The organism is Symbiopectobacterium sp., assembly GCF_047692315.1.
Classification (GTDB): Bacteria; Pseudomonadota; Gammaproteobacteria; order Enterobacterales; family Enterobacteriaceae; genus Symbiopectobacterium.
In genome coordinates, this window is the sequence record NZ_JBLLJS010000030.1 from 23,887 (window position 1) to 46,719 (window position 22,833).

12 protein-coding genes and 10 pseudogenes are annotated in these 22,833 nt (G+C 54.0%); 15 read left to right on the forward strand and 7 right to left on the reverse strand.

All coding sequences use genetic code 11. The annotated features are described in order from the left end of the window. Nucleotides 1-57: 57 nt before the first annotated feature. Nucleotides 58-1,464: a replicative DNA helicase gene (gene dnaB, locus ACMZI0_RS19330; protein ID WP_415674174.1), complete on the reverse strand. Its 1,407-nt coding sequence runs from the start codon at nucleotides 1,462-1,464 to the stop codon at nucleotides 58-60. Between the two features lie 127 nt (nucleotides 1,465-1,591). On the opposite strand from dnaB, the pseudogene ACMZI0_RS19335 reads away from it, so the two are divergent. After that, a pseudogene (locus tag ACMZI0_RS19335) lies at nucleotides 1,592-2,582 on the forward strand (quinone oxidoreductase). 334 nt (nucleotides 2,583-2,916) lie between these two features. Here ACMZI0_RS19335 and pspG read toward each other — a convergent pair. The 4 genes and pseudogenes from pspG to ACMZI0_RS19355 all read right to left on the reverse strand — a co-directional run bounded on the left by pspG (nucleotide 2,917) and on the right by ACMZI0_RS19355 (nucleotide 5,919). After that, nucleotides 2,917-3,138, reverse strand: a complete 222-nt coding sequence (gene pspG, locus ACMZI0_RS19340; protein ID WP_415674175.1) for an envelope stress response protein PspG — start codon at nucleotides 3,136-3,138, stop codon at nucleotides 2,917-2,919. Nucleotides 3,139-3,301: 163 nt separating this feature from the next. After that, nucleotides 3,302-4,306, reverse strand: a complete 1,005-nt coding sequence (dusA, locus tag ACMZI0_RS19345) for a tRNA dihydrouridine(20/20a) synthase DusA (protein ID WP_415674176.1) — start codon at nucleotides 4,304-4,306, stop codon at nucleotides 3,302-3,304. 151 nt (nucleotides 4,307-4,457) lie between these two features. Then, nucleotides 4,458-5,072 (reverse strand): DsbA family protein, encoded by a 615-nt coding sequence (locus ACMZI0_RS19350; protein WP_415674177.1) that lies wholly within the window; start codon nucleotides 5,070-5,072, stop codon nucleotides 4,458-4,460. Next, nucleotides 5,060-5,919 (reverse strand): annotated as a pseudogene (locus tag ACMZI0_RS19355) (MBL fold metallo-hydrolase). Before ACMZI0_RS19355 ends, ACMZI0_RS19350 begins: the two are co-directional and overlap by 13 nt. A gap of 134 nt (nucleotides 5,920-6,053) precedes the next feature. Here ACMZI0_RS19355 and ACMZI0_RS19360 point away from each other — a divergent pair. Beyond that, nucleotides 6,054-6,958, forward strand: a pseudogene (locus ACMZI0_RS19360) (LysR family transcriptional regulator). Nucleotides 6,959-6,966: 8 nt separating this feature from the next. On the opposite strand, the pseudogene ACMZI0_RS19365 reads toward ACMZI0_RS19360, so the two are convergent. Beyond that, a pseudogene (locus tag ACMZI0_RS19365) lies at nucleotides 6,967-7,885 on the reverse strand (LysR family transcriptional regulator). 450 nt (nucleotides 7,886-8,335) lie between these two features. Here ACMZI0_RS19365 and ACMZI0_RS19370 point away from each other — a divergent pair. From ACMZI0_RS19370 to ACMZI0_RS19410, 9 genes and pseudogenes are all read left to right on the forward strand, one after another. Then, nucleotides 8,336-9,406: pseudogene (locus tag ACMZI0_RS19370) on the forward strand (ABC transporter substrate-binding protein). Nucleotides 9,407-9,488: 82 nt separating this feature from the next. After that, nucleotides 9,489-10,342, forward strand: a pseudogene (locus ACMZI0_RS19375) (ABC transporter permease). Beyond that, entirely contained in the window at nucleotides 10,329-11,123 is a 795-nt protein-coding gene (locus ACMZI0_RS19380) for an ABC transporter permease (RefSeq protein ID WP_415674178.1), read from the forward strand. The pseudogene ACMZI0_RS19375 and the gene ACMZI0_RS19380 overlap by 14 nt, the downstream one beginning before the upstream one ends. Before the next feature lies 1 nt (nucleotide 11,124). Then, nucleotides 11,125-11,871, forward strand: a complete 747-nt coding sequence (locus ACMZI0_RS19385; RefSeq protein ID WP_415674179.1) for an ABC transporter ATP-binding protein — start codon at nucleotides 11,125-11,127, stop codon at nucleotides 11,869-11,871. Nucleotides 11,872-11,979: 108 nt separating this feature from the next. Continuing rightward, complete coding sequence (gene lysA, locus ACMZI0_RS19390) at nucleotides 11,980-13,242, forward strand: diaminopimelate decarboxylase (RefSeq protein WP_415674180.1); 1,263 nt, start codon at nucleotides 11,980-11,982, stop codon at nucleotides 13,240-13,242. A 408-nt stretch (nucleotides 13,243-13,650) separates the two neighbouring features. Next, nucleotides 13,651-14,940 (forward strand): GntP family permease, encoded by a 1,290-nt coding sequence (locus ACMZI0_RS19395; protein ID WP_415674181.1) that lies wholly within the window; start codon nucleotides 13,651-13,653, stop codon nucleotides 14,938-14,940. Between the two features lie 16 nt (nucleotides 14,941-14,956). After that, entirely contained in the window at nucleotides 14,957-16,102 is a 1,146-nt protein-coding gene (locus ACMZI0_RS19400) for a glycerate kinase (RefSeq protein WP_415674182.1), read from the forward strand. Between the two features lie 30 nt (nucleotides 16,103-16,132). Next, on the forward strand, nucleotides 16,133-17,575 hold the full coding sequence (pyk, locus tag ACMZI0_RS19405) for a pyruvate kinase (RefSeq protein WP_415674183.1): 1,443 nt from the start codon (nucleotides 16,133-16,135) through the stop codon (nucleotides 17,573-17,575). Nucleotides 17,576-17,870: 295 nt separating this feature from the next. Next, nucleotides 17,871-18,964, forward strand: a pseudogene (locus ACMZI0_RS19410) (sugar diacid recognition domain-containing protein). Nucleotides 18,965-18,985: 21 nt separating this feature from the next. On the opposite strand, the pseudogene ACMZI0_RS19415 reads toward ACMZI0_RS19410, so the two are convergent. After that, nucleotides 18,986-19,306: pseudogene (locus ACMZI0_RS19415) on the reverse strand (PTS lactose/cellobiose transporter subunit IIA). Nucleotides 19,307-19,441: 135 nt separating this feature from the next. On the opposite strand from ACMZI0_RS19415, the pseudogene ACMZI0_RS19420 reads away from it, so the two are divergent. From ACMZI0_RS19420 to ACMZI0_RS19435, 4 genes and pseudogenes are all read left to right on the forward strand, one after another. After that, nucleotides 19,442-20,769, forward strand: a pseudogene (locus ACMZI0_RS19420) (PTS sugar transporter subunit IIC). 70 nt (nucleotides 20,770-20,839) lie between these two features. Beyond that, nucleotides 20,840-21,609 (forward strand): annotated as a pseudogene (locus ACMZI0_RS19425) (glycoside hydrolase family 1 protein); the annotation flags it as partial. A gap of 18 nt (nucleotides 21,610-21,627) precedes the next feature. Further along, complete coding sequence (locus ACMZI0_RS19430) at nucleotides 21,628-21,945, forward strand: PTS sugar transporter subunit IIB (protein WP_415674184.1); 318 nt, start codon at nucleotides 21,628-21,630, stop codon at nucleotides 21,943-21,945. A 126-nt stretch (nucleotides 21,946-22,071) separates the two neighbouring features. Continuing rightward, nucleotides 22,072-22,833: an FCD domain-containing protein gene (locus tag ACMZI0_RS19435; RefSeq protein ID WP_415674185.1), complete on the forward strand. Its 762-nt coding sequence runs from the start codon at nucleotides 22,072-22,074 to the stop codon at nucleotides 22,831-22,833.

Genomic DNA, 22,833 nt, shown 5'->3' on the forward strand with positions numbered 1-22,833 from the left:
CTGTCCTTAACGCAGCCCGCTCAGGTGCGCTATTTATTCATCATCTTATTCATCATCTTATTCATCATCGTATTGTGGACCGGCGTAATTATCAAAACGCGACCACTGCCCGTTGAAGGTCAACCGAACGGTACCGATAGGGCCGTTACGCTGTTTCCCCAAGATAATCTCAGCGATGCCTTTCAAATCGCTGTTTTCATGATAAACCTCATCACGATAGATAAACATAATCAGGTCAGCATCCTGCTCGATAGAGCCGGATTCACGCAGGTCTGAGTTGACCGGGCGTTTGTCCGCTCGCTGCTCCAGACTACGGTTAAGCTGAGAGAGTGCGACCACAGGCACTTGCAATTCTTTTGCCAATGCTTTGAGGGAACGGGAAATTTCGGCGATCTCGAGCGTTCGGTTATCCGAAAGGGCAGGTACCCGCATCAATTGCAGGTAGTCGATCATGATCAGGCTGAGGCCATCGTGTTCGCGGAAAACGCGCCGCGCGCGGGAGCGCACTTCTGTGGGGGTCAGGCCGGAAGAGTCATCGATATACATGTTCTTCTTCTCAAGCAGGATGCCCATGGTGCTGGAAATACGAGCCCAATCCTCGTCATCCAACTGTCCGGTACGGATACGGGTTTGATCGACGCGAGACAGCGACGCCAACATACGCATCATGATCTGTTCGCCGGGCATTTCCAGACTGAAAATCAGCACCGGCTTCTCTTGCATCATGGCGGCGTTTTCGCACAGGTTCATGGCGAAGGTGGTTTTCCCCATTGAGGGGCGCGCCGCGACGATGATCAAATCCGATTTTTGCAGCCCGGCAGTTTTTTTATCCAGATCCTGATAGCCGGTAGAAACGCCGGTCACCCCGTCGTGCGGACGTTGATACAACTGCTCGATGCGCGAGACGGTGTCTTCCAGAATTCGATCGATACTTTTCGGGCCTTCATCCTTGCTGGCACGGTTTTCGGCGATCTGAAATACGCGCGATTCTGCCAGATCCAGCAGATCTTCACTGCTGCGGCCCTGCGGATCATAACCGGCATCGGCGATTTCATGGGCGACGGCGATCATTTCACGCACTACGGCCCGTTCGCGCACGATATCGGCATAGGCGCTGATGTTGGCGGCGCTGGGGGTATTCTTGGCCAGTTCAGCCAGATACGCAAAACCGCCGACCGTGTCCAGCTCGCCCTTTTGTTCCAGCGATTCGGACAGGGTGATCAGATCGATGGGCTTGCTCATTTCCAGCAGGCGCTGCATTTCGCTGAAAATCAGGCGATGGGCGCGGTTGTAGAAATCGTTGGCGACGACGCGCTCAGCGACGTTATCCCAGCGCTCGTTGTCGAGCATGAGGCCACCCAGCACCGATTGTTCCGCTTCCAGTGAATGAGGAGGAAGTTTTAATCCTTCCACCTGCCGGTCACGGGGCGGAGTCGAAGATTGTGCGGTGCGCTTTTCTGCCATGGGATTACGTTCTTTATGGGTTGATTTGTCATTCTTAAGGAGGCATTGTATACGAAACTGACGTGATAAAAACCGTTCTACACTTGCGTCTGTGTGTTTATCACACGGCAGCGCACAAAGAGAAAACATGGCGAAACGCATTCAATTCAGTGCCCACGGCGGTCCTGAGGTGTTGGAGTACGTTGATTTTACCCCGCGCGAACCGGCGGCGGGTGAGGTGCAAATTGAAAACCGTGCTGTCGGGATTAACTTTATCGATACCTATGTGCGCAGCGGTCTTTACCCGGTACAGGCGTTTCCGTCAGGGCTGGGTACCGAGGCGGCAGGTGTGGTGGTGAAAATCGGCGCGGGCGTGAGCGATTTCCAGGTGGGCGATCGCGTGGTGTATGCGCAAGCCGGGCTGGGCGCTTACAGTGAGATTCACAACGTGGTGGGCGATCGCGTGGCGCACCTGCCGGATGCCATCAGTTTTGAACAGGGGGCCGCATCTTTCCTGAAAGGGCTGACCGTGTACTACCTGCTGCGTGAAACTTATGAGATCAAGGCCAGTGAAACATTCCTGTTTCACGCGGCAGCCGGTGGCGTTGGCCTGATCGCCTGCCAATGGGCCAAGGCGTTGGGAGCGAAACTTATCGGCACGGTCGGATCGGATGACAAGGCCGAACTGGCGCGTCAGGCAGGTGCCTGGGCCACCATTAACTATCGCAGCGAGAACATCGCGCAGCGGGCGCAGGAATTAACCGATGGGCAAAAAGTGCCTGTGGTGTACGATTCTGTGGGGAAAGACACCTGGGAAGCTTCCCTTGATAGCCCTGCGCCGCCGCGGTTTGATGGTGAGCTTCGGTAACGCTTCAGGCCCGGTCACCGGTGTGAATCTGGGCGTTCTGAACCAGAAAGGGTCACTTTACGTGACGCGTCCATCGCTGTTTGGCTACGTGACCAACCGTGCAGAGCTGGATAAAGCAAGCAATGAGCTGTTTTCGCTGATTGCCAGCGGTGCTATCAAGGTGGATGTCTCTGCCAGTCAGATCTTCGGGCTGTCGGAAGCGCAAAAGGCGCATCGTGCACTGGAAAGCCGCGAGACATATGGCTCCAGTCTGCTGATCCCCGGTCGTTAATGGCTTTTGGTAATAAAAAGTAAGGGCCCCGAATGGGGCCCTTGTTACTGCATTATTTTTAATATTTCATCATGCTGTATGTAGGGTACAGAGTGGCAAACGTCAGCGCATTGAGGCGTAGTTTTTTTGGATGGTAATGCTCTGACGCGGATGAAATCATTTTTTATTGATTCGCACAGGCCGCGTGCCCTGTGCGTGTTGCCGGTTACGCAAACCGCCTTGCTACATGGGGGCAGTCATAGTACCAAGAGCTGCCACCCTAACAGCGGCTTAGGGAAAAAATATCTGCTGGCGCACAAAATTGGCGTAAATTGCTGTGGCGCAGTGTATAGTGTTAGCGGTAATCTCGCAATGGTTTTTGCTGCCAGTGACGCCACAGCCAGACGATCGCCACGGCCAGCAGCAGCCAGGGAAGTACTTTGATGGCGGTAACGATCAACCCACCTACCAGCATCACCACGGCGGCAATCGCCAGCGCGCACAGTACGCCAATCAGCGAAATCCCGGTGACCATTAACATCACAAAAAAGCCCACAACGAACAAAAACTCCAGCATGATTCCTCTCCTCAGTCAGGTGTACCGATACAATGGCACTCTCTGAAAGCGTTATTACAAGAAACATGCCAACCCTCTCCCTGAGATAATCTATTGATTTATCAAAGGGAGATGCAGATGTGCGGAGAATATTGTGGTGATTTTGGCTAATTGTTGGCGTGTTTTACGCTACGCGATAGCGTACCAGCGCTAACGCCGCTTCCAACACGGGAATGCCTTCTCCAGGCTTGTGGACATTCTCGCTTAGGTGGTGACGCCATTGGCGTGCGCCGGGAATGCCCTGGAACAAACCGAGCATATGGCGGGTGATGTGGCCCAGATTGGCACCGTGCGTCAGCTCGTGTTCAATATACGGGTACATCGCTTCTACCACCGCAACCGAGTTGGCCGCTGGCGCTTCCGCGCCAAACAGTTGTGGATCGACATTCAGCAGCAGGTCAGGATTCTGATAGGCTTCGCGCCCCATCATCACGCCATCAAGCTGTGCCAAATGGATCTTTGCTTCTTCCAGCGTTTTCACGCCGCCGTTAATGGCGATGGTCAGCGTGGGGAAATCGCGTTTGAGCTGATAGACGCGAGGATAATCCAACGGAGGAATCTCGCGATTCTCTTTTGGACTCAGGCCGGAAAGCCAGGCTTTGCGCGCATGAATAATAAAGGTGTCGCATTGGCCGCGTTCTGCCACGGTGTGAATAAAATCACACAGGAAGGCGTAGCTATCCTGATCGTCAATGCCGATACGGGTTTTCACCGTGACGGGGATCGCGACCCGATCGTGCATCGCTTTGATGCAATCTGCTACCAACTCGGCTTCTGCCATTAGGCAGGCACCAAAGCGTCCATTTTGCACCCGGTCCGAAGGACAGCCGACGTTAAGGTTGATCTCATCGTAACCACGCTGCTCTGCCAACTGCGCACATTGTGCCAGCGCGGCAGGATCGCTGCCCCCCAGCTGTAACGCCACCGGGTGCTCTTCTTCGCTATAGGCCAGATAGTCGCCCTTGCCGTGAAGAATGGCACCGGTGGTCACCATCTCGGTATACAGTAGCGTTTGGCGCGTTAACTGGCGGTGGAAATAACGACAATGACGATTGGTCCAATCGAGCATCGGCGCGATAGAGAAGTGTTGTGCAGGGAAACGGCGGTGAGTATCAGAAGATGGGTGCATACGTCTTACTGTGTCTGGTAAATATCTATCCCCATACAGGGAAACCTGAACACATTGTATCATTGAAAGCCGGTGTCATCGACACCGGCTTACTCGTTGTGAGCGCTGCTTATGCGGCAAACCCGCCGATTTTGACCTGCAAAAATGCGCGCTACGCCGCCATATTGCCCAGAAATTCGACCGTCTGGACAATCTTTCTGTTGCCGTCTGCGGTTTCCAGCACAAAGGTTGGGAAGCCGTGTCCACCCACTTTCGCCAACAAGGCACGGCTCTCCTTGAAATGTTGCTCCAGGCCATCAGCGTTAACAAAGGCATACTCGTTGGCAAAGGCTATGCTGTCCAGTCCGATTTCGCTGGCACATTGCGTCAACACGGCGGCATCAGCGATTTTTCTGCCCTGTTCGTAATGGGCACGCTGCAAATGGTGCAGCATCTCATAGCCTTTGTTTGCCATACGCTCTGCCGCAAGAACGGCCGCCGTCGGCGGTGCGGAATCCAGCACTACGCTGGTGTCGCGCAGCAGCTTATCGAAGTAAGGCCGGCCAAAAGGCTGACCGGTCAGTTCGGCGATGCGCTGATCGTGAGGCAGCACGTAGTCATGCCACTGCGGCGTGACCTGACGGCGGTTGCTGCCTGTCATCATGCCGCCACCGTGTAGCACCACATTGACGCCTGACATCTCGTGTGCGGCCTGCGCCAGTGGCGCGGCACCGTAGCACCAGCCACACAGTGGGTCATAAATATAGTGCAGAGTTACTGCGGCCATTTCATTTCACCTTTAAGCATTTTTGCACTCAGTTCCAGGCTGGACTCTTCATGCAGGTTAGGGTATTGCTTTTTCATGGTATCAATCAACGCAGCAGAATCTTTGCTGGTGGCCAGCGCTTTTTCCAGCGTATCCAGATATTGCAGGCTGAAGGTGACGCTGCTCAGGCTGTAATCCATCGGCACCACTTGTTTCGGTTTCAGTTGCTCAATCTGCTGCAACGTCTGACGCCAGTCAGCGCGAGATTGCGGCGTTTGCGTATCGACAATCCACAGGTGGATATTGGCAGAAACCGGAATACCCCCCACTACGGTGCTCAGCGACGGGATCCACACGAAAGTGCGATCCGGCGTCGGCCCTGTCAGACCTTTGACTTCAAGTTTCTGATCGTCAACCGTAAAGCTGTCACCCTTTAACGGCGTTGGGACGATGATTTTCTGCGGCGCATTTTCCTTCATGATCGGGCCCCAGTAGGCCACTTTACCTGCCTGGCTGGCCTCAATCGCAGCAATGGTTGCCGGCGTCGCTATCACTTTTGTATCTGGGAAGGCAGCCTTGATCACATCCAGACCAAAGTAGTAATCCGGATCGGAATGGCTGATATAAATGGTTGTCAGCGGCTTGCCGGTGGCTTTAATGCGGCCCACCAGCGTTTGCGCATCGTTGCGCTGGAACTGGCGTCAATCAGCGCCACTTCATGTTCACCCACCACCAGAGCGGATGATACCGGGAAAATACTGGCTTCGCCGGGGTTAAAGACTTCAAGCTTCAACGGGGAAGCGGCATGAGCCATGGTGGCCATGCTGAGGACTGCGGCGGTAACCAGCGTTAAGGTAGACTTTTTCATAGCAGGAACTCCATTCGTTATTCGTTAAAGGTTCGATTCGTTTAAAAGTACGGAACGGGGTCTATCTTATGTTGCAATTATCGGAATAAAAATGGCTAAATAGTGACTTCTCTGTTGCATAAATCGAGCTAATCATGGATCGCATCACCGCTGCTGAAGTGTTTGTCGCTATTGTTGAACGGGGGAGCATGAGTGCTGCCGCCGATGTGTTGGATATGTCGCGTGCCATGGTGAGCCGCTACCTGAATGAAATGAAAACCTGGGCGCAGGCTCGTCTGCTGCACCGCACTACGCGTAAATTGAGTTTAACGGATGCTGGCGAGAAAACCTTGCAACGCTGTCGTGATATGTTGGCGCTGGCGGGCGATATGCGGGTGGAAAACGCCTCGGATGTCGCCTCTATCGGCGGATTATTACGCGTCAGTTGTTCGCAATCGCTTGGGCAAACGGTGTTGGGCGTGGCGGTAACGGCATTTTTGCAACGCCACCCGCACGTGGCGGTGGATATGCAGATGAATAACCGTGCGGTCAATCTGGTGGAAGATCGTATCGATCTGGCGCTACGCATCACCAATGCCCTCGATCCAAACCTTATCGCTCGTCCCCTCGGCCAATGCGCGTCAGTGCTGTGCGCCGCGCCCGCTTACCTTGCAAAACAGGGGATGCCGCGTCAACTGAGCGATCTGTCGCTGCACAATTGCCTGACTTACACCTATTTTTTGGCAAAAGTCTGTGGCATTTTACCCATGAAGGTGAGCCGTTTACCGTACCCGTGAGTGGCAATCTGAGTGGCAATGAATCGCTGGTGTTGTTATCCAGTGCGCTGGATGGGGCAGGCATTACGCTGCAACCGCGCTATTCGGTTCAGCGTCATCTCGCCAGCGGCGCACTGGTGCCGCTGCTGACCAAGTACCGACCGCAGGATATGGGCATTTACGGCATCTATGCATCGCGTCAGCATATGCCGCCTGCGCTGCTGGATTTTCTGGTGCAGTGGTTTGCGCATGAACCGCGTTGGCTGGCGCTGCAAGCAGAATAACGATCGCTTCAGCGTTCCAGCACGGCGTCCAGTTGCCCGGCAATGCCCGCCGTGTAGCGTGTCAGGTGAGCGATCACGGTATCGACCAGCGCAGAGGCCGGACGGTGCAACGGGCGAATCAGACTGACGGTAAAAGGCACCGCCACGCTGAATGGGCGTACCACCACGCCGGATGCAGCATAATCCAGCGCAGTAAGCGGATTGACGATAGAAATACCGACTCCGGCGCGCACCATGGCGCATACCGAGGCGGCACTGTGCGTTTCCAGCACCATATCACGCGCTATCCCTGCGGTATCAAACAGTTTGTCCAGCAGTTGGCGATAGCTATCGCTGCTTGAAAGGCTGATAAATCGCTCATTGTGAAAATCTTCTGGCGTCAGCATCTGGCGCGCGGCTAAACGGTGCTGCGCTGGCAGCACGCACACTTCGTTTAGCGTAAGCAGGGTATGGCGCTCGGTGCCTGCGGGCGTCACGCTGTTCTCCGTCAGCCCGAGATCGTGACGCTGTGCTGACAGCCACTCTTCCAGCAGTGGCGATTCTTGAGGAATGACATGCAGGCTGAGGGATGGATAGCTGTCCAGTAACGGCTTGCACACGTTGGGCAGCAGAGACTGAGAAAACACCGGCAGACAAGCGATAGAAAGCTGTGCCTGTTCAAAGCGCCGAATATCGCGAGCGACATTGATGATGCGATCCGTAGTAGGAACGCTGCACCTCTTCGAACAGTTGCAGCCCCTGCGCAGTGGGGTGGAGGCGCCCGCGCACCCGCTCGAATAGCGGCATCTGTACCAGATGCTCGAAGCGCGCCAGCTCGCGGCTGACGGTGGGCTGTGAGGTATTGAGCAGCGCGGCGGCCTCGGTGAGGTTACCGGTGGTCATGACGGCATGAAAAATTTCGATGTGGCGCAATGAAATGGTCGGCATCGTTGCCTCAGTCGTTGGTGCCCTGCTAACCGATATCATAAATGAATAGGAATGGCAGGGTTTATTTATTTTTTCACCAAATTCGGAGGAAATCGCGTTGGGCTGCTGCTCAATCAATGACGAAGCACATTTTCTGCGGTTAATGTCACATGACGGTAATGTTATCACTGTGGTTCACGGCCTCTGAATGGATGAAGCCATGAGGCTGAACTATCATCGGGTTACTGCTCTTCATGCAAGGGCATTTCACCAGAGCTAAACACCGATATCACGCAATTTGCACCATGACGGGGAGCGGGAGCGTAACCCGATCGGTTCGCTGTCCCCCTTCTTGCGCTGACATACGGTTGTCATACACCCGACATATAACTTTCATCCCGCTGTGCTGAATTGGCGTAGTTATTGTTGGCTAGACCAGCGTCGCGAACCTATGAAATCAGGAGCATCATGATGAAGAAATTGTTGTCTTCCGTGTTAATCAGTAGCGCACTGTTCTCCTCAATCGCCTTTGTTTCCACCCCGGTGCTGGCGCAGGATGTGGCTGCGCTGGAAAAAGCGGCGCGGGCCGAAGGCGCGGTAAACAGCGTAGGGGTGCCGGATAGCTGGGCCAACTGGAAAGATACCTGGCAGGATCTCTCCACTAAATATGGCCTGAAGCACAGTGATACCTATATGTCTTCTGCGTAGGAAGTCGCCAAGTTTGCGGCTGAAAAAGAGAATGCCAGCGCCGACATCGGTGACGTAGGCGCAGCGTTCGGGCCGATTGCGGTGCAAAAAGGTGTGACGCAGCCTTATAAACCGACCACCTGGGAACAAGTGCTAGACTGGGCTAAAGATAAAGACGGGCATTGGGCGCTGGCATACACCGGATCTATCGCCTTTATTATCGATAAACAGCAGGTGAAAGACATTCCACACAGCTGGGCCGATCTGCTCAAAGGTGACTATGTGGTGACCATCGGCGACGTTAACTCCGCGTCGCAGGCGGTAAGCGGCGTGCTGGCAGCCAACTTTGCGCTGGGCGGTGACGAGAAAAACCTGAAGCCGGCGCTGGAATTTTTTGGCAAGCTGGCAAAAGCGGGGCGTCTTGGCGTTACCGATCCGGTGATCTCCAATATCGAAAAAGGGGAAGTACAGGTTGGCGTGGTGTGGGATTTCAACGGCCTGAACTACCGTGACAAAATCAACAAAGATCGCTTTGAAGTGCTGATCCCTTCCGATGGCTCGGTGATCTCCGGTTACACCACCATCATCAATAAATATGCTAAAAACCCCAACGCGGCCAAACTGGTGCGTGAGTACATCTTCTCTGATGCCGGGCAAATCAATCTGGCGCGTGGCTATGCTCGCCCGATCCGAGCGCAGCACTTAACGCTGCCGGATGACGTGAAAGCCAAACTGTTGCCGGAAGAGCAGTACAAGAGCGTACGCCCGATTGCTGATGGCGAGGCCTGGGATAAAACCGTGAAAACGCTGCCGCGCCAGTGGCGAGAGCACGTCATTATCAACATGAAACAGTAAGGCATATTCCTGTGCGCACAGCGTCCGTATGCGGATGCTGTGGCGCAGAGATGTGGTCCACGCCGCAGAGGGAGGGTAATGCGTGAAAAAAACCTGGCTGGCCGCAGGGATTCTGCTGCCGTTTTTTGCCGTATTTTTCGCGTTTCAGATAGCGCCGCTTATCTGGATCCTGGTGAACAACTTCTACAGCCAAACCGAAGAGGCGTGGGGGCTGGCGAACTATAGCTATATCCTTTCCTCGCCGTTTTACCTCCGGGCGATACGTTTTTCGCTGGATATCTCGTTTTGGTCCAGTTGCTACGGGGTGATTATCGTCTTGATTGGCGGATACTCGTTGCGTCAACTGGGGCCGGGGCGTTTGCAGCGCTTCGGGTTGTCGTTTGCCAATATGACCAGCAACTTTGCTGGCGTCCCGCTGGCCTTTGCTTTTGTGATTATGGTCGGACTGAACGGCTTTTTTACGCTGTTGCTGAAAAAATATGGCGTGATTGACGGCTTCAACATCTACTCCCGCGATGGCTTGATCCTGATATACACCTATTTTCAGATCCCTTTGGGGATATTGCTGCTCTATCCCGCCTTTGACGGGCTGCGCAACGGGTGGCTGGAGTCGGCAGCGCTGCTGGGCGCACCGCGCTGGCGTTTCTGGCTGCACATCGGCATTCCGGTGTTGACGCCAGCATTGCTTGGCGCCTTTGTTATCCTGCTCGCCAATGCGCTCGGCGCCTACGCTACCATTTATGCGCTGACCACTGGCAATTTCAACGTGGTGTCGATACGTATTGCGGCGCTGGTTGCGGGAGATATCACTTTGGACCTAATCTTGGCAGCGCGCTTTCTGTGCTGCTGGTGTTGCTGATGGCGCTGATCACCGTGATCCACCAATGGCTGCTGCGCCGTAATCTCATGACCGGAGGTTGCCATGTCGTCTCTTGAACGGCGCTATCATCAGACGGTGGTGCTGTTGGTGCTGTTGGTGCTGCTGATCCTGCTATTGCCGCTGCTCGCCACCTTGGGTTATGCGCTGGCGACGGAGTGGGGAGAGACCATTCTGCCCAACGGCGTGACGCTGAAGTGGTTCATTACCCTGTGGGGCGATAGTCGTTTTTTGGTGGCGCTGGGCCATTCACTGTTGATCTGTTTTGGCGCACTGCTGTTTTCTCTGCTGCTGGTGCTGCCCGCAATGTTTGTTATCGCCTGGCTGTTTCCACGTCTGGATGGCGTTATGAATGTGTTGATCTTGCTGCCGTTCTCCGTGCCGCCGGTGGTCTCTTCTGTGGGCTTATTGCAACTCTACTCCTCTGGCCCGCTCGCCATTACCGGCACGCCGTGGATTCTGATCGGTTGTTATTTTGCTATCGCGTTACCCTTTATCTACCGTGCTATCTCCAACAATATTCAGGCGATTAATCTCAAAGAATTGCTCGACGCGGCACATTTGCCGGGGGCCGGTGCCTGGCAGGCCGCGCTGTGGGTGGTGCTGCCTAATCTGCGTAAAGGCGTGATGATTGCGGTCTTGCTCTCGTTCTCTTTCCTGATTGGCGAGTTTGTGTTTGCCAACTTGCTGGTAGGCACCCGCTTTGAAACGTTGCGGGTGTATCTCTACAACAAACGTAATGACAGCGGACATTTTACCAGCGCCTTGGTTATCTCCTATTTCCTCGTCGTGTTGCTGGTGACCTGGCTGGCCAATATTTTGAACCGGGAGAAATCCTGATATGCCCTATCTTGATGTAAAACAGCTCAACAAACACTACGGGCCGACCAAGGTGTTCCACAATATCGATTTCTCGGCGGCGGAAGGGGAGTTCGTTACCCTGCTGGGGCCGAGTGGCTGCGGCAAATCGACGCTGCTGCGTTGTCTGGCGGGCCTGACCCCGGTCGACAGTGGGCAGATCCTGTTACAAGGGCAGGATATTGTGCCGGTGTCTCCGCAAAAACGCGGCATCGGCATGGTGTTCCAGAACTACGCGCTGTTCCCCAACATGACAGCGGAAGGTAACGTGGCTTTCGGCTTAAAAATGCAGAAACTCGGCGCGGGGGAGATTCGTCAGCGTGTGGCGCTGACGCTCTCCGATCGCATCGTGCTGATGAACAACGGTGAAATCGTGCAGGATAGCGATGCGGTATCACTGTACACCCAGCCTGCCAACCTGTTTGCCGCCAGCTTTATCGGCAGCTATAACCTGCTGAGTGCCGCGCAGGCGCAGCAGTTGACGGGAGAGCGCTTCAGCGGTCAGGTAGCGTTACGGCCCGAATCCATCACGCTCTGTGCGCCTGAACAGGGCATTGCCGGAGAGATCCTCAACCACAGCCTGTTGGGTAACGTGGTGCGATATCGGGTATTGGTCAATGGTGTGGAGCTTTCAGTGGATGTGCTTAACCGTGCCCCTGGCGATCTGTATGGCACCGGCAGCATGGTGGGGGTGCATATTACAGCCGATGCGTTGCATGAGGTGGCTTAGCTAATCCATATCATGGATGAATAGAGTATGCGAAAAACGATATTTGTTTAAATCGTTGTGGCCCGTTATCGTGTGGCTATTGCTCCCGATTTGTTGCACGGAAACCTTATGCCGCACGATCTGAATGACCTCACCCACGCTCTTAACGCGCATAGCCTGCGTGAATTACCCGCTCGCTTTGGATGCCCGGTATGGGCCTATGATGCGCACACCATTGTGGCGCGCATTGCACAACTCCGCCAGTTTGACACCATTCGCTTTGCGCAGAAAGCCTGCTCCAACACGCACATTCTGCGTCTGATGCGCACAAACGGAGTCAAAGTGGATTCGGTATCGCTGGGGGAAATTGAGCGGGCGTTGGTGGCAGGGTTTGTACCGAGTACGGCAGATCACGAGATTGTGTTTACGGCCGATATGCTGGATGAGCCAACTCTGGCGCGCGTGGTGGAACTGAATATTCCGGTGAATGCCGGCTCAGTGGATATGCTGGCGCAGTTAGGGGCGGTCAGGCCCGGTTATCCGGTGTGGCTGCGTGTTAATCCAGGGTTTGGTCACGGCCACAGTCAGAAAACCAACACCGGCGGTGAAAACAGCAAACACGGGATCTGGTATGCCGATTTGCCGCTGGCGCTGGCGCAGCTCCAACGTTACTCCCTCAAGCTGGTTGGGATTCATATGCATATCGGCTCTGGTGTGGACTATGCCCATCTGGAGCAGGTGTGTGACGCCATGGTGCGTCAGGTGATTGAGTTCGGTCAGGATATTGAAGCCATTTCCGCAGGCGGCGGGCTTTCCATTCCCTATCGTGCCGACGAGCTGGTGATCGATACCGCGCACTACTTTGGTTTGTGGCACGCGGCACGCCAGCATATTGAAGCGCACCTTGGCCATTCAGTCACGCTGGAGATCGAACCAGGACGTTTTCTGGTGGCGGAATCCGGCGTGCTGGTGGCGCAGGTGCGTGCTGTCAAAAACATGGGCAGCCGCCATTTCGTGCTGGTGGATGCCGGATTTAACGATCTGATGCGCCCCGCCATGTACGGCAGCTATCATCATATTTCGCTGTTGCCGGGAGACCAACGTTCTCTTGCCGGCGTGCCATTGCGCGATACGGTTGTGGCGGGGCCGCTGTGTGAATCTGGTGACGTGTTTACGCAGCAGGCAGGTGGCGGTGTGGAAACCGTGGCCTTGCCTGCGGTTCAGGTGGGTGACTATCTGGTGTTTCATGATACCGGTGCTTATGGTGCCTCCATGTCTTCCAACTACAACAGCCGGCCGCTTCTGCCGGAAGTGTTGTTCGAAAGCGGAGAAGCGCGCCTGATTCGCCGTCGTCAAAGCATCGAAGAATTGTTGGCGCTCGAGGCGCTATAACCGTTCCTTGTGGTATTTACTCCTCAGCGTCCAATGACGCTGAGGATACGGATGATGTCAGAATGCGCCGAAGGAATGTGGCATCTCCCTCCTAGCAATGTGATAAACCTCTCGCTTTCTTGTTCTGCAACACAAAAAATTTTATACAAATGCCCAATTTTTTCGTGTCTCGACACATAGGTTATTTTATTGTCAAGTCATAGAATAATTCTTAATCCATAAGAGCATGTGATAAGGAATTATTTATCGGTTCTGATTTTTTCTGAAAGAAAGATATTTAGAACGGCGTAATTTATTACCGCATTAAATAATGCAAATTCCACCAGGAATGTATTTGCATTGGCACCCTATTGTCGATGACATATAAAATATAAGAGGTCTCATTATGCATACCGTAGAACCCTTGGCATGGTACGGGGCGTTAATTGGTCTTTTTATTGCCATTGCGCTCATCCTGAAAAAATTAATCCTGTTTATTCATTGTTCCTCGGTGCCATTCTCGGTGCTGTGATCGGCGGTGGCAATCTTGAGCAGACCATCGAGCTGCTGACGTCTGGCACGCAAAGCGTGATGGGCACAGTCATTCGCGTGCTGGCCGCCGGTGTGCTGGCTGGCGTGATGATGGAATCGGGAGCGGCGGAAACCATCGCCCAGGCCATTGTCAGAAAGATGGGGGAAAATAAAGCCATTTTAGCGCTGGCGCTGGCCACCATGATCATTACCGTGGTGGGTGTCTTTATTCCGGTCGCAGTATTAATTGTTGCACCTATTGCGTTATCGGTCGGTAATAAAATGGGTATTTCCAAACTGGCATTATTACTGGCGCTTTCCGGCGGTGGTAAAGCTGGGAATATTATTTCTCCTAACCCCAATACCATTGCCGCAGCAAACGGTTTTCACCTGAATTTGAGCGACGTAATGATCGCCGGTTTTATTCCTGCCGTATTCGGTCTGATTATTACCGTTGTTGTCGCTTCGATGCTGAAAAATAAGGGCATTATGGTGAGTGGTGAAGAAGCTGCCGCGGCCTACGGTACCCAGAGCGCGAAAAACGACAAAACCTACCCGACCCTGGGCAAAGCCATCGTCGCACCAGCGGTTGCTGTTATCTTGCTGATGATTAACCCGATTAGTTCCATTTTTCACATTAACGTGCTGACAGCATTCAAGCTCGATGCGATGTATGTACTACCGATCGCCGGTATCGTTGGACTGATTGCCATGGGGCAAAAGCACAAGGTGATTGCTTATACCGCCTCCGGTCTGGAAAAAATGACCGCCACCGTGCTGATCCTGATCGGTGCCGGCGCGATTGCAGGCCTGATTGCGGCTTCCAACCTCTCCGCGCAGGTGGTGCAACTGATTAACGTAATGGGCATTTCCGACACCTTCCTGGCACCTATCTCCGGCATTTTGATGGCGGTAGCGACAGCCTCTACGTCAACGGGGACGATTCTGGCGACCGGTACGTTTGGTAATGCCATTGCCACTATCGGTATTGCGCCGATTGCCTCTGCGGTCATGGTGCACACCGGGGCGGCCGTGATCGACTCCTTGCCGCAGGGCAACTATTTCCATGTCACAGCGCAGAGCATGAACATGACAATCAGACAACGTATGGGTTTGCTGCCTTACGAAGCGATTGTCGGCGGCACCATGACCCTTGTCGCTGCCGTGCTGTACGGCTTTATTCTCTAGTATGAGGCACCCCACAATGAAAAAAGAGACATTTGTATTAGCGCCCGATTCATTTAAAGAGAGCATGACGGCGAAAGAAGTGTGTAACGCGATGGAAAAAGGGTTGCGTAAGGTGTTTCCCGAGGCGAATTTCGTGCACGTCCCCATGGCGGATGGCGGTGAAGGTACCACCCAGTCGCTGATTGATGCTACCGAGGGCAGCCTCTATGCGTTGAGCGTGACCGGGCCGTTGGGAGAAACGGTTGAGGCCAGCTACGGCATCATGGGTAACGGCGAGATTGCCGTGATTGAGATGGCCTCAGCCAGCGGTATTCAGTTCGTGAACCGGGACACCAAAAATCCTCTGGTGACCACCACCTACGGCACTGGAGAACTGATCCGCGCCTGTCTGGACAAAGGCATCAAGAAAATCATTCTGGGTATCGGTGGCAGCGCGACCAATGATGGCGGTGCGGGTATGGCAGAAGCACTGGGCGTACGTTTTTATGACGAAGCGGGCAACATGCTGCCGCGTGGCGGCGGTGCTTTAGGGCGCTTGCAGCACATCGATCTTTCCGGGCTGGATAGCCGTCTGGCACAGGCGGATATTCAGGTGGCCTGTGATGTGACTAACCCACTGTGCGGCGAGCAGGGCGCATCCGCCATTTTTGGCCCGCAGAAAGGCGCAACGCCGGAGATGGTGGCACAGTTGGATAATAATCTGGCGCACTACGCGGCGGTGATCCTTAACCAGTTAGGCAAAGAGATTGCCGATGTGCCGGGCGCTGGCGCAGCAGGTGGACTGGGGGCGGGGCTGATGGCCTTCACCCAGTGCACACTGCGTAAAGGCATTGATATTGTTGTTGAGTTCAGCGGATTGCGCGACAAGCTGGCTGGCGCAGATTTCTGCTTTACCGGAGAAGGGCGTATCGACTACCAAACCAAGTTCGGCAAAACGCCTTATGGCGTCGCCAGAACTGCCAAAGCGCAGGGGATGCCGGTCATCGCAGTATCCGGCTGCGTTGGCGAAGGCGTTGAAGCACTCTACGGTGAAGGCATCGACACCATTTTCGGTATTATTCCGCGTGCAGACAATATTGAAGAGTTGCTGAAAGATGGCCCGATTAATATGGAACGTGCGTGCGAGAATATTGGCCGCCTGTTGAAAAAAGCGGCAGCATAATTAAGCGCCAGTAATAAAAAAGGAAAGAATGTGACTGAGATCATTCGGCGCACAAAGATTGTTGCTACCCTCGGTCCGGCAACCGATCGCGATAATAATTTGGAGAAAATAATTAGCGCAGGGGTTAACGTGGTGCGTTTTAATTTCTCTTACGGCGCGGCAGACGATCATATTGCTCGTGCGGAAAAGGTTCGCGCTATTGCCCAGCGGTTGGGTAAGTCAGTGGCTATTTTGGGCGATTTGCAAGGACCGAAAATTTGGGTATCAACCTTTAAAGAAGGTAAAGTATTTCTGCATGTTGAAGATACGTTTATTCTGGGTGCCTTATTGGAAAAAGGCTTGGGCGATAATACCCAGGTTGGTATCGATTATAAGGCGCTACCGCGTGATGTAGTGCCGGGCGATATTCTGCTACTGGATGACGGCCGTATTCAACTGCGAGTTGTGCGCATTGACGGCGAAAAAATCATTACGGCAGTGGCGGTGGGCGGAACCCTTTCCAATAACAAAGGCGTCAACAAGCTAGGCGGCGGACTGTCTGTCGAGGCGCTGACGGAAAAAGACAAGGCGGATATTCTGCTGGCAGCCAGAATGAAGGTAGATTTTCTGGCGGTTTCTTTTCCACGCACCGGGGAAGATTTGCGCTATGCGCGTCGTCTGGCGCGGGAGGCGGGCTGTCAGGCGGCCATTGTTGCCAAAGTGGAACGTGCAGAAACCGTTGCCACGCCAGAAAACATGGATGACATGATTCTGGCTGCTGATGTCATCATGGTGGCGCGCGGCGATCTGGGCGTAGAAATTGGTGATGCCGCGCTGGTAGGTGTTCAGAAACGCCTGATTCAGCGATCTCGCCAGTTGAACCGACTGGTTATCACCGCGACGCAGATGATGGAATCCATGATTTCCAGCCCGATGCCGACGCGTGCTGAAGTGATGGACGTTGCCAATGCAGTGCTGGACGGCACGGATGCCGTGATGCTGTCGGCCGAAACCGCAGCAGGCAGCTATCCGGCTGAAGCGGTGGCTGCGATGGCGAACGTGTGTCTGGGGGCAGAACGCAGCCCGAGCGTCACCACCTCGAAACACCGTCTCGACGTGCAGTTTACCAACGTTGAAGAGATGGCGGCGATGTCGGCCATGTATGCGGCTAACCATTTGCAAGGGGTAAAAGCCGTGATTGCCATGACCGAATCGGGCCGTACTGCCCGCATGATGTCTCGCATTAGCTCCCGTTTGCCAATTTTTGCGCTATCACGCCATACGGCGACGCAGAACCAGGTTGCGCTGTATCGCGGTGTTACGCCATTGCCGTTCAACGGTCGCGCCGAAGGACTGGGAGCGGCGCAGGATGCCATCGCCCTGCTGAAAGCAAACGGTGCGATTGCGCCTGGAGATAGCGTTATTCTGACACAGGGCGACAGCGTCGGGCAAATTGGCAGTACCAATACCTGCCGTATTTGCGTTGTGGAATAAGCCATTGATTATCATCGCCGTCTGTGTGTCATGGCGGCGAAGTGTTCAGTTAATTTTCCGCGCTGAAATTCATGATTTATTTTTTTCATTGCTGTTGAAGTCTTTATTTTTTAACGGAAATAAAAGACAAGGCATGTTATGAAATAAAGTTATTCGCCTTTCCCTCTATAATGGGTGGGTTGGTATAAATAACTTTATTAAATTACAAAAAACAGTGGTTATTGATGCGGCGTATTTGCAATTGGGTTATTTCCTGCTGGTGAAATATTTTGGCGCTGCACCAGGGGAATAATAAATGACAGATTATGATTTCGACGCGAAATTAGCTTATTCGATCGTCGAACGCACCATGAAAATTATTGACTGTAATATCAACGTCATGGATGCCAGAGGACGTATTATTGACAGCGGCGATCGTGAGCGCATTAGCGAAATACACGAAGGCGCGCTATTGGCGCTCAGCCAGTAACGGGTGGTATCGATTGATGATGCCTCTATGCATACGCTGCACGGCGTCAGGCCCGGTCTTAACCTGCCGCTGCGGTTAAACAACCAAATCGTCGGCGTGATTGGCCTGACTGGCGATCCCGACGGGCTGCTGCAACTACTGGCGCAAAACAGCCGTTTGCGTGAAGAACTGGTGTTGAGCATGGTGCGCAACGACACCTATTCTTCCACCATGCAGGAGTGGGCGCAGGTTTGGGGGTCGATCTGGCATTGCCGCGTGTCGCTATGGTGGTGGAGTTGGACAGCGGTCAGCTTGGTGTCAGCACGGCAATGGGTGAATTGCAGCAGTTGCAATCGCTGCTGATGGAAACCGGCAAAGATGATCTGATGGCGATTGTTTCACTGACCGAAATGGTGGTGCTAAAACCCGCTTATCTGCATGCTGAACGCTGGGAGCCGGAAGAGCATAAGCGCCGTATGGCACAGCTCTACCAGCGTTTACAGCAGGGCAGCCCGCTTAAAGTGCGTTTAGCGCTGGGTCATTTTTTCCCTAATGAAGGGGGCGTGGTGCGCTCTTACCACACGGCGAAAACCACCATTAGCGTGGGCAAACAGCGGATGCCGGACGTGTACTGTTTCTGCTATCAGGACATCAAGCTGCCAGTGCTGCTTGATAGTCTACGCTATGGTTGGCGGGCGGCAGAGCTGGTAAGCCCGTTGCAGCGGCTAAAAGCCAACGACGGCAACGGGGTGTTCAGAAAAACGCTGCATACTTGGTTTCGCCACAATCAGCAGGCCGGTGAAACAGCCAAAGCGCTGTTTATTCACAAAAATACGCTTGAATATCGCTTGCGGCGCATTGCTGAGCTGACCGGACTGAATCTGGCAAATTTTGAGGATCGTTTTCTGCTCTACGTCGCTGCGCAACTGGATCAGGCCTAGTGCCGCATAGCGGCACCCCGCTCAGGCGGCGCCGGCACATTCTCGGCGCAGTAGCACGATCTCTTCAGCCAGATCGCGACACAGCATCGCTGTCATCAAATGATCCTGGGCGTGTACCAGGATCAGATAGACCGGTATCTTTCCCTACCCCCCATCTTCCCCAATCAACTGCGTCTGGATCAGGTGCGCTGCCCGCACTGCCTCCTGAGAGGCGGCTAATGATGCGGTAGCCAGTTCCCATTTCTTTTGGCGTGCCGCCTGAATGGCCATCATTGCCTGAGAACGCGCTTCTCCGGCATTGATGATCAGCTCCATCACGGTGGTTTCCATCTCGATCGTCATTTCTATCCCCTTATGGTATGCCAAACGCACATGCGCGATGAGCGGTATGCATTCTGCGCGTAACGGCTATCTGGGGCGCTGTCCCGCACTACACTACCATTGTGATGAGGTGCTGTTATGTCATTCAAGGACTAAGTGATTGACGCATTGGGTTCTTTTGCCAATAAGCTCAATAGGCTGCGTTATATCATGGCCATCAAGGCCTCGTTTATTACCCTGATGCCGGTCATTATCGTCGGTGCCTTTTCCGTACTGATCTCAAACATGGTGCTCGATCCGAAAAATGGTCTGGCCAGTTTCGCCCTGTTTTCATTTTTGGCACCGCTCAAACCCATCATGAGTGGCATCAACTATGCGACGCTCAATTTCCTGACCATCGGCGCGGTATTTCTGATCGGGATCGAACTGGGGCGCATTAACGGCTCACGCAGCCTGTTCCCCGGGCTGCTGGCGGTAATCTGCCTGATTTCGATTACGCCAACCACCATCGATCTGGTCGTCAACGGACAGACCGTACCCGTGAAAGACGTACTGGCGCGGCAATTCTCTGATACCAAGAGCCTGTTTCTCGGCATGTTTATCGCCATCTTCTCTGTGGAGATCTATAGCAAGCTGGAAAAGATAGATCGTTTGCGTATCAAAATGCCGGATAGCGTACCGCCTAACGTGGCCGCGTCGTTTTCGGCGTTGATCCCCGTCATCATTACCGTGACGCTGATTGCCACGCTCGGTTTTACCTTCCATGCCATTACCGGTATGTACCTGTATGACGCCATATACAAGGTGGTGCAGCAGCCATTGGAATCCGTGGTGCAGAGCTTGCCGGGGCTGTTGGTGCTGATGTTTGTCGCCCAGATGTTCTGGGTGATTGGCATCCACGGTAACCAGATGATCAAACCGAGCCTCGAACCGCTGCTGCTGGGGGCCATCGCCGTCAACATGACTGCGTTTGAGCAAGGGCAGGAGATCCCCAATATCATCACCATGCCGTTTTGGGACGTCTATATGAGTATAGGGGGTTCCGGGCTGACCATCGGACTTTTGCTGGCGGTGATGATTGCCTCCAAACGGCGGGAAATGAAAGAGATCGCCAAGATCTCCTTTGGTCCTTGTGTGTTTAATATCAATGAGCCGGTGATTTTGGTATGCCTATCATGCTGAACCCGATCCTGGCTATCCCTTTCATCATCACACCGTTAGTCACCGGCACCATCGGCTACTTTGCTACCAGCATGGGCTTCGCTGGCAAAGCGGTGGTGATGGTGCCCTGGACCACGCCGCCCATCATTAACGCCTGGCTCTCCACCGCCGGTTCCATGGGGGCGGTGGTGACGCAACTGGTGTGTATTCTGACTGCGACCCTGATTTATCTGCCCTTTGTGCAGGTGGCTTCCCGCCGTGCCGATTTGGCACAGCGGGAAGCCGAGCAGGCGGCACAGCAGGCTAACGCGGCGGGTAAATAATTAGAGGGAGAAGCAAAACGATGAGTAAGGTCACTATCTCTATTTCCGAGGATTTTATCCTTGGCGCATCGGCACCATTCTTAACCCGGAAGTGACTTATCCGCGCTCCCGTGCCGCGCATGACGTTGAGGCGGCGCGTCTGTACGATCTGTTCTTCAACCGCGTGTTTCTCGATCCGGCGGTGAAGGGCGAGTATCCGGCGGAGTTGCTGGCGCTGCTGAACAAGCAAGCATCAGGTGAAGTGGGAGTATACCGATGATGAACTGGCGATTATCCGCGCTAATCGAGTGGATGAATTGGGCATTAATCTCTATTTCCCGCACCGAGTAAAAGCGCCGGAGCGGGCATGGCATCCAGATACGCCGTTTCACCCCGCTTACTACTATGAGCATTTTGCCTTGCCGGGACACCGCATGACCCCCCCCCCCCCGTGGGTGGGAAATTCAGCCAAAAATCATTTATGACATGGCGCAACGCATGACGCAGGAGTACGGCAATATTCCCTGGTTTGTGGCGGAAAACGGTATGGGGGTGGAAAACGAGGCGCGCTTTAAAAACAGCGACGGTGTGATTCAGGATGATTACCGCATCGATTTTATTGCCGAGCACCTCTACTGGGCGCTGAAAGCGCGCGAAGAGGAGGCGAACTGCCAGGGCTATATGCTGTGGGCCTTTACCGATAACGTCTCCCCGATGAATGCGTTTAAAAACCGCTATGGCCTGATTGAGATCGATCTTGAGCAAGAACGGGCGCGCCGACCTAAAGCCTCGGCAGGTTGGTTCCGGCAACTGCGCGACACGCGCACGCTCAACGTTACGCTGGATGATGAAGATAAATAGCACCCAAGGGGGTTAGCCATGAAACGTATTGTATTGGCCCGCTCGGCGGGCATGTCCACCTCGCTGGTGGTGACAAAAATGGAGAAAGAAGCTACTGCGCGTGGGCTGGAATTGAAAATTTACGCCATCCCAGAGCAAAATTTGCGTGAGGAATTGCAAGATTACGGTCAGGACATCATCGCGGTATTGCTGGGGCCGCAGGTTCGCTTTAAACTGGCGGAAAATCAAAAGTTGACTGACAGCTACCAGGTGCCGATTGCCGTGATCGATCCCGTCGCTTATGGCACATTAAATGGTGCCAAAGTGCTTGATCAGACGCTGAATTTGGTAAACTAGCCGCAATATCCTGACGCGCGGCATGCCGCGCGTTGTTGTTAGCCGGTGTGCTGTCGTCTTTCTGGCGTGGTGGCAGCCGGTCAACGTGCGCGTTATCTGGTGGGCAGCGGTAGCTAGGGTGAATGTGTGGCGAAAGATGTGGTTCTGCAAGAAAAGAAACAGTATCAGGAGATCGGCAGCGATCTGAGCGTGAAAATCCAGCAGGGAAAATTCCCGGTCGGGTCACGTCTGCCGCCGGAAAGAAACATCGCTGAAACCTATGGCGTTAGCCGCACTATCGTGCGTGAGGCGTTGCTGAGGCTGGAAGGCACTGTCGATATTCGCCAAGGGTCGGGTGTCTACGTGCTCTGTATTCCTGATGAGGAAACCGAAGAGAGTCGGGCGCATCACCGCATTGGTGCCTTTGAAATGTTGCAGGCGCGCCAACTGCTGGAAAGTAATATTGCGGCGTTTGCCGCGCGCATGGCAACCCGAGCCGATATTGAAAACCTGCGCATTACGCTGGAAAAAGAGCAGACTGCGATCGCCGCGAATGACTACCGCAGCGATTACGATAAACTGTTTCATCTGCAAATTGCCGGAGTGACGCAGAATCAGATGCTGCTGGAATCGGTCAGCCATATCTGGGCCTGTCGTGACGATAACCCGCTGTGGCAGCAGCTTTATACTCACGTGGGCAAACACGGTTATCGCCTGAAGTGGCTGGCGGATCACCAGACCATTCTGGCGGCGCTGCGTCGGCGCGATGTGCCGGGCTCTTATCAGGCCATGTGGGAGCATCTGGAAAATGTGAAAAGTACGTTGATGGCGATTTTCGATGCGGATGTGCCAGAATTTTATGGTTATCTTTTTGATTCAGTACTGATTTTTCAGGGAAAATTGGTCTGA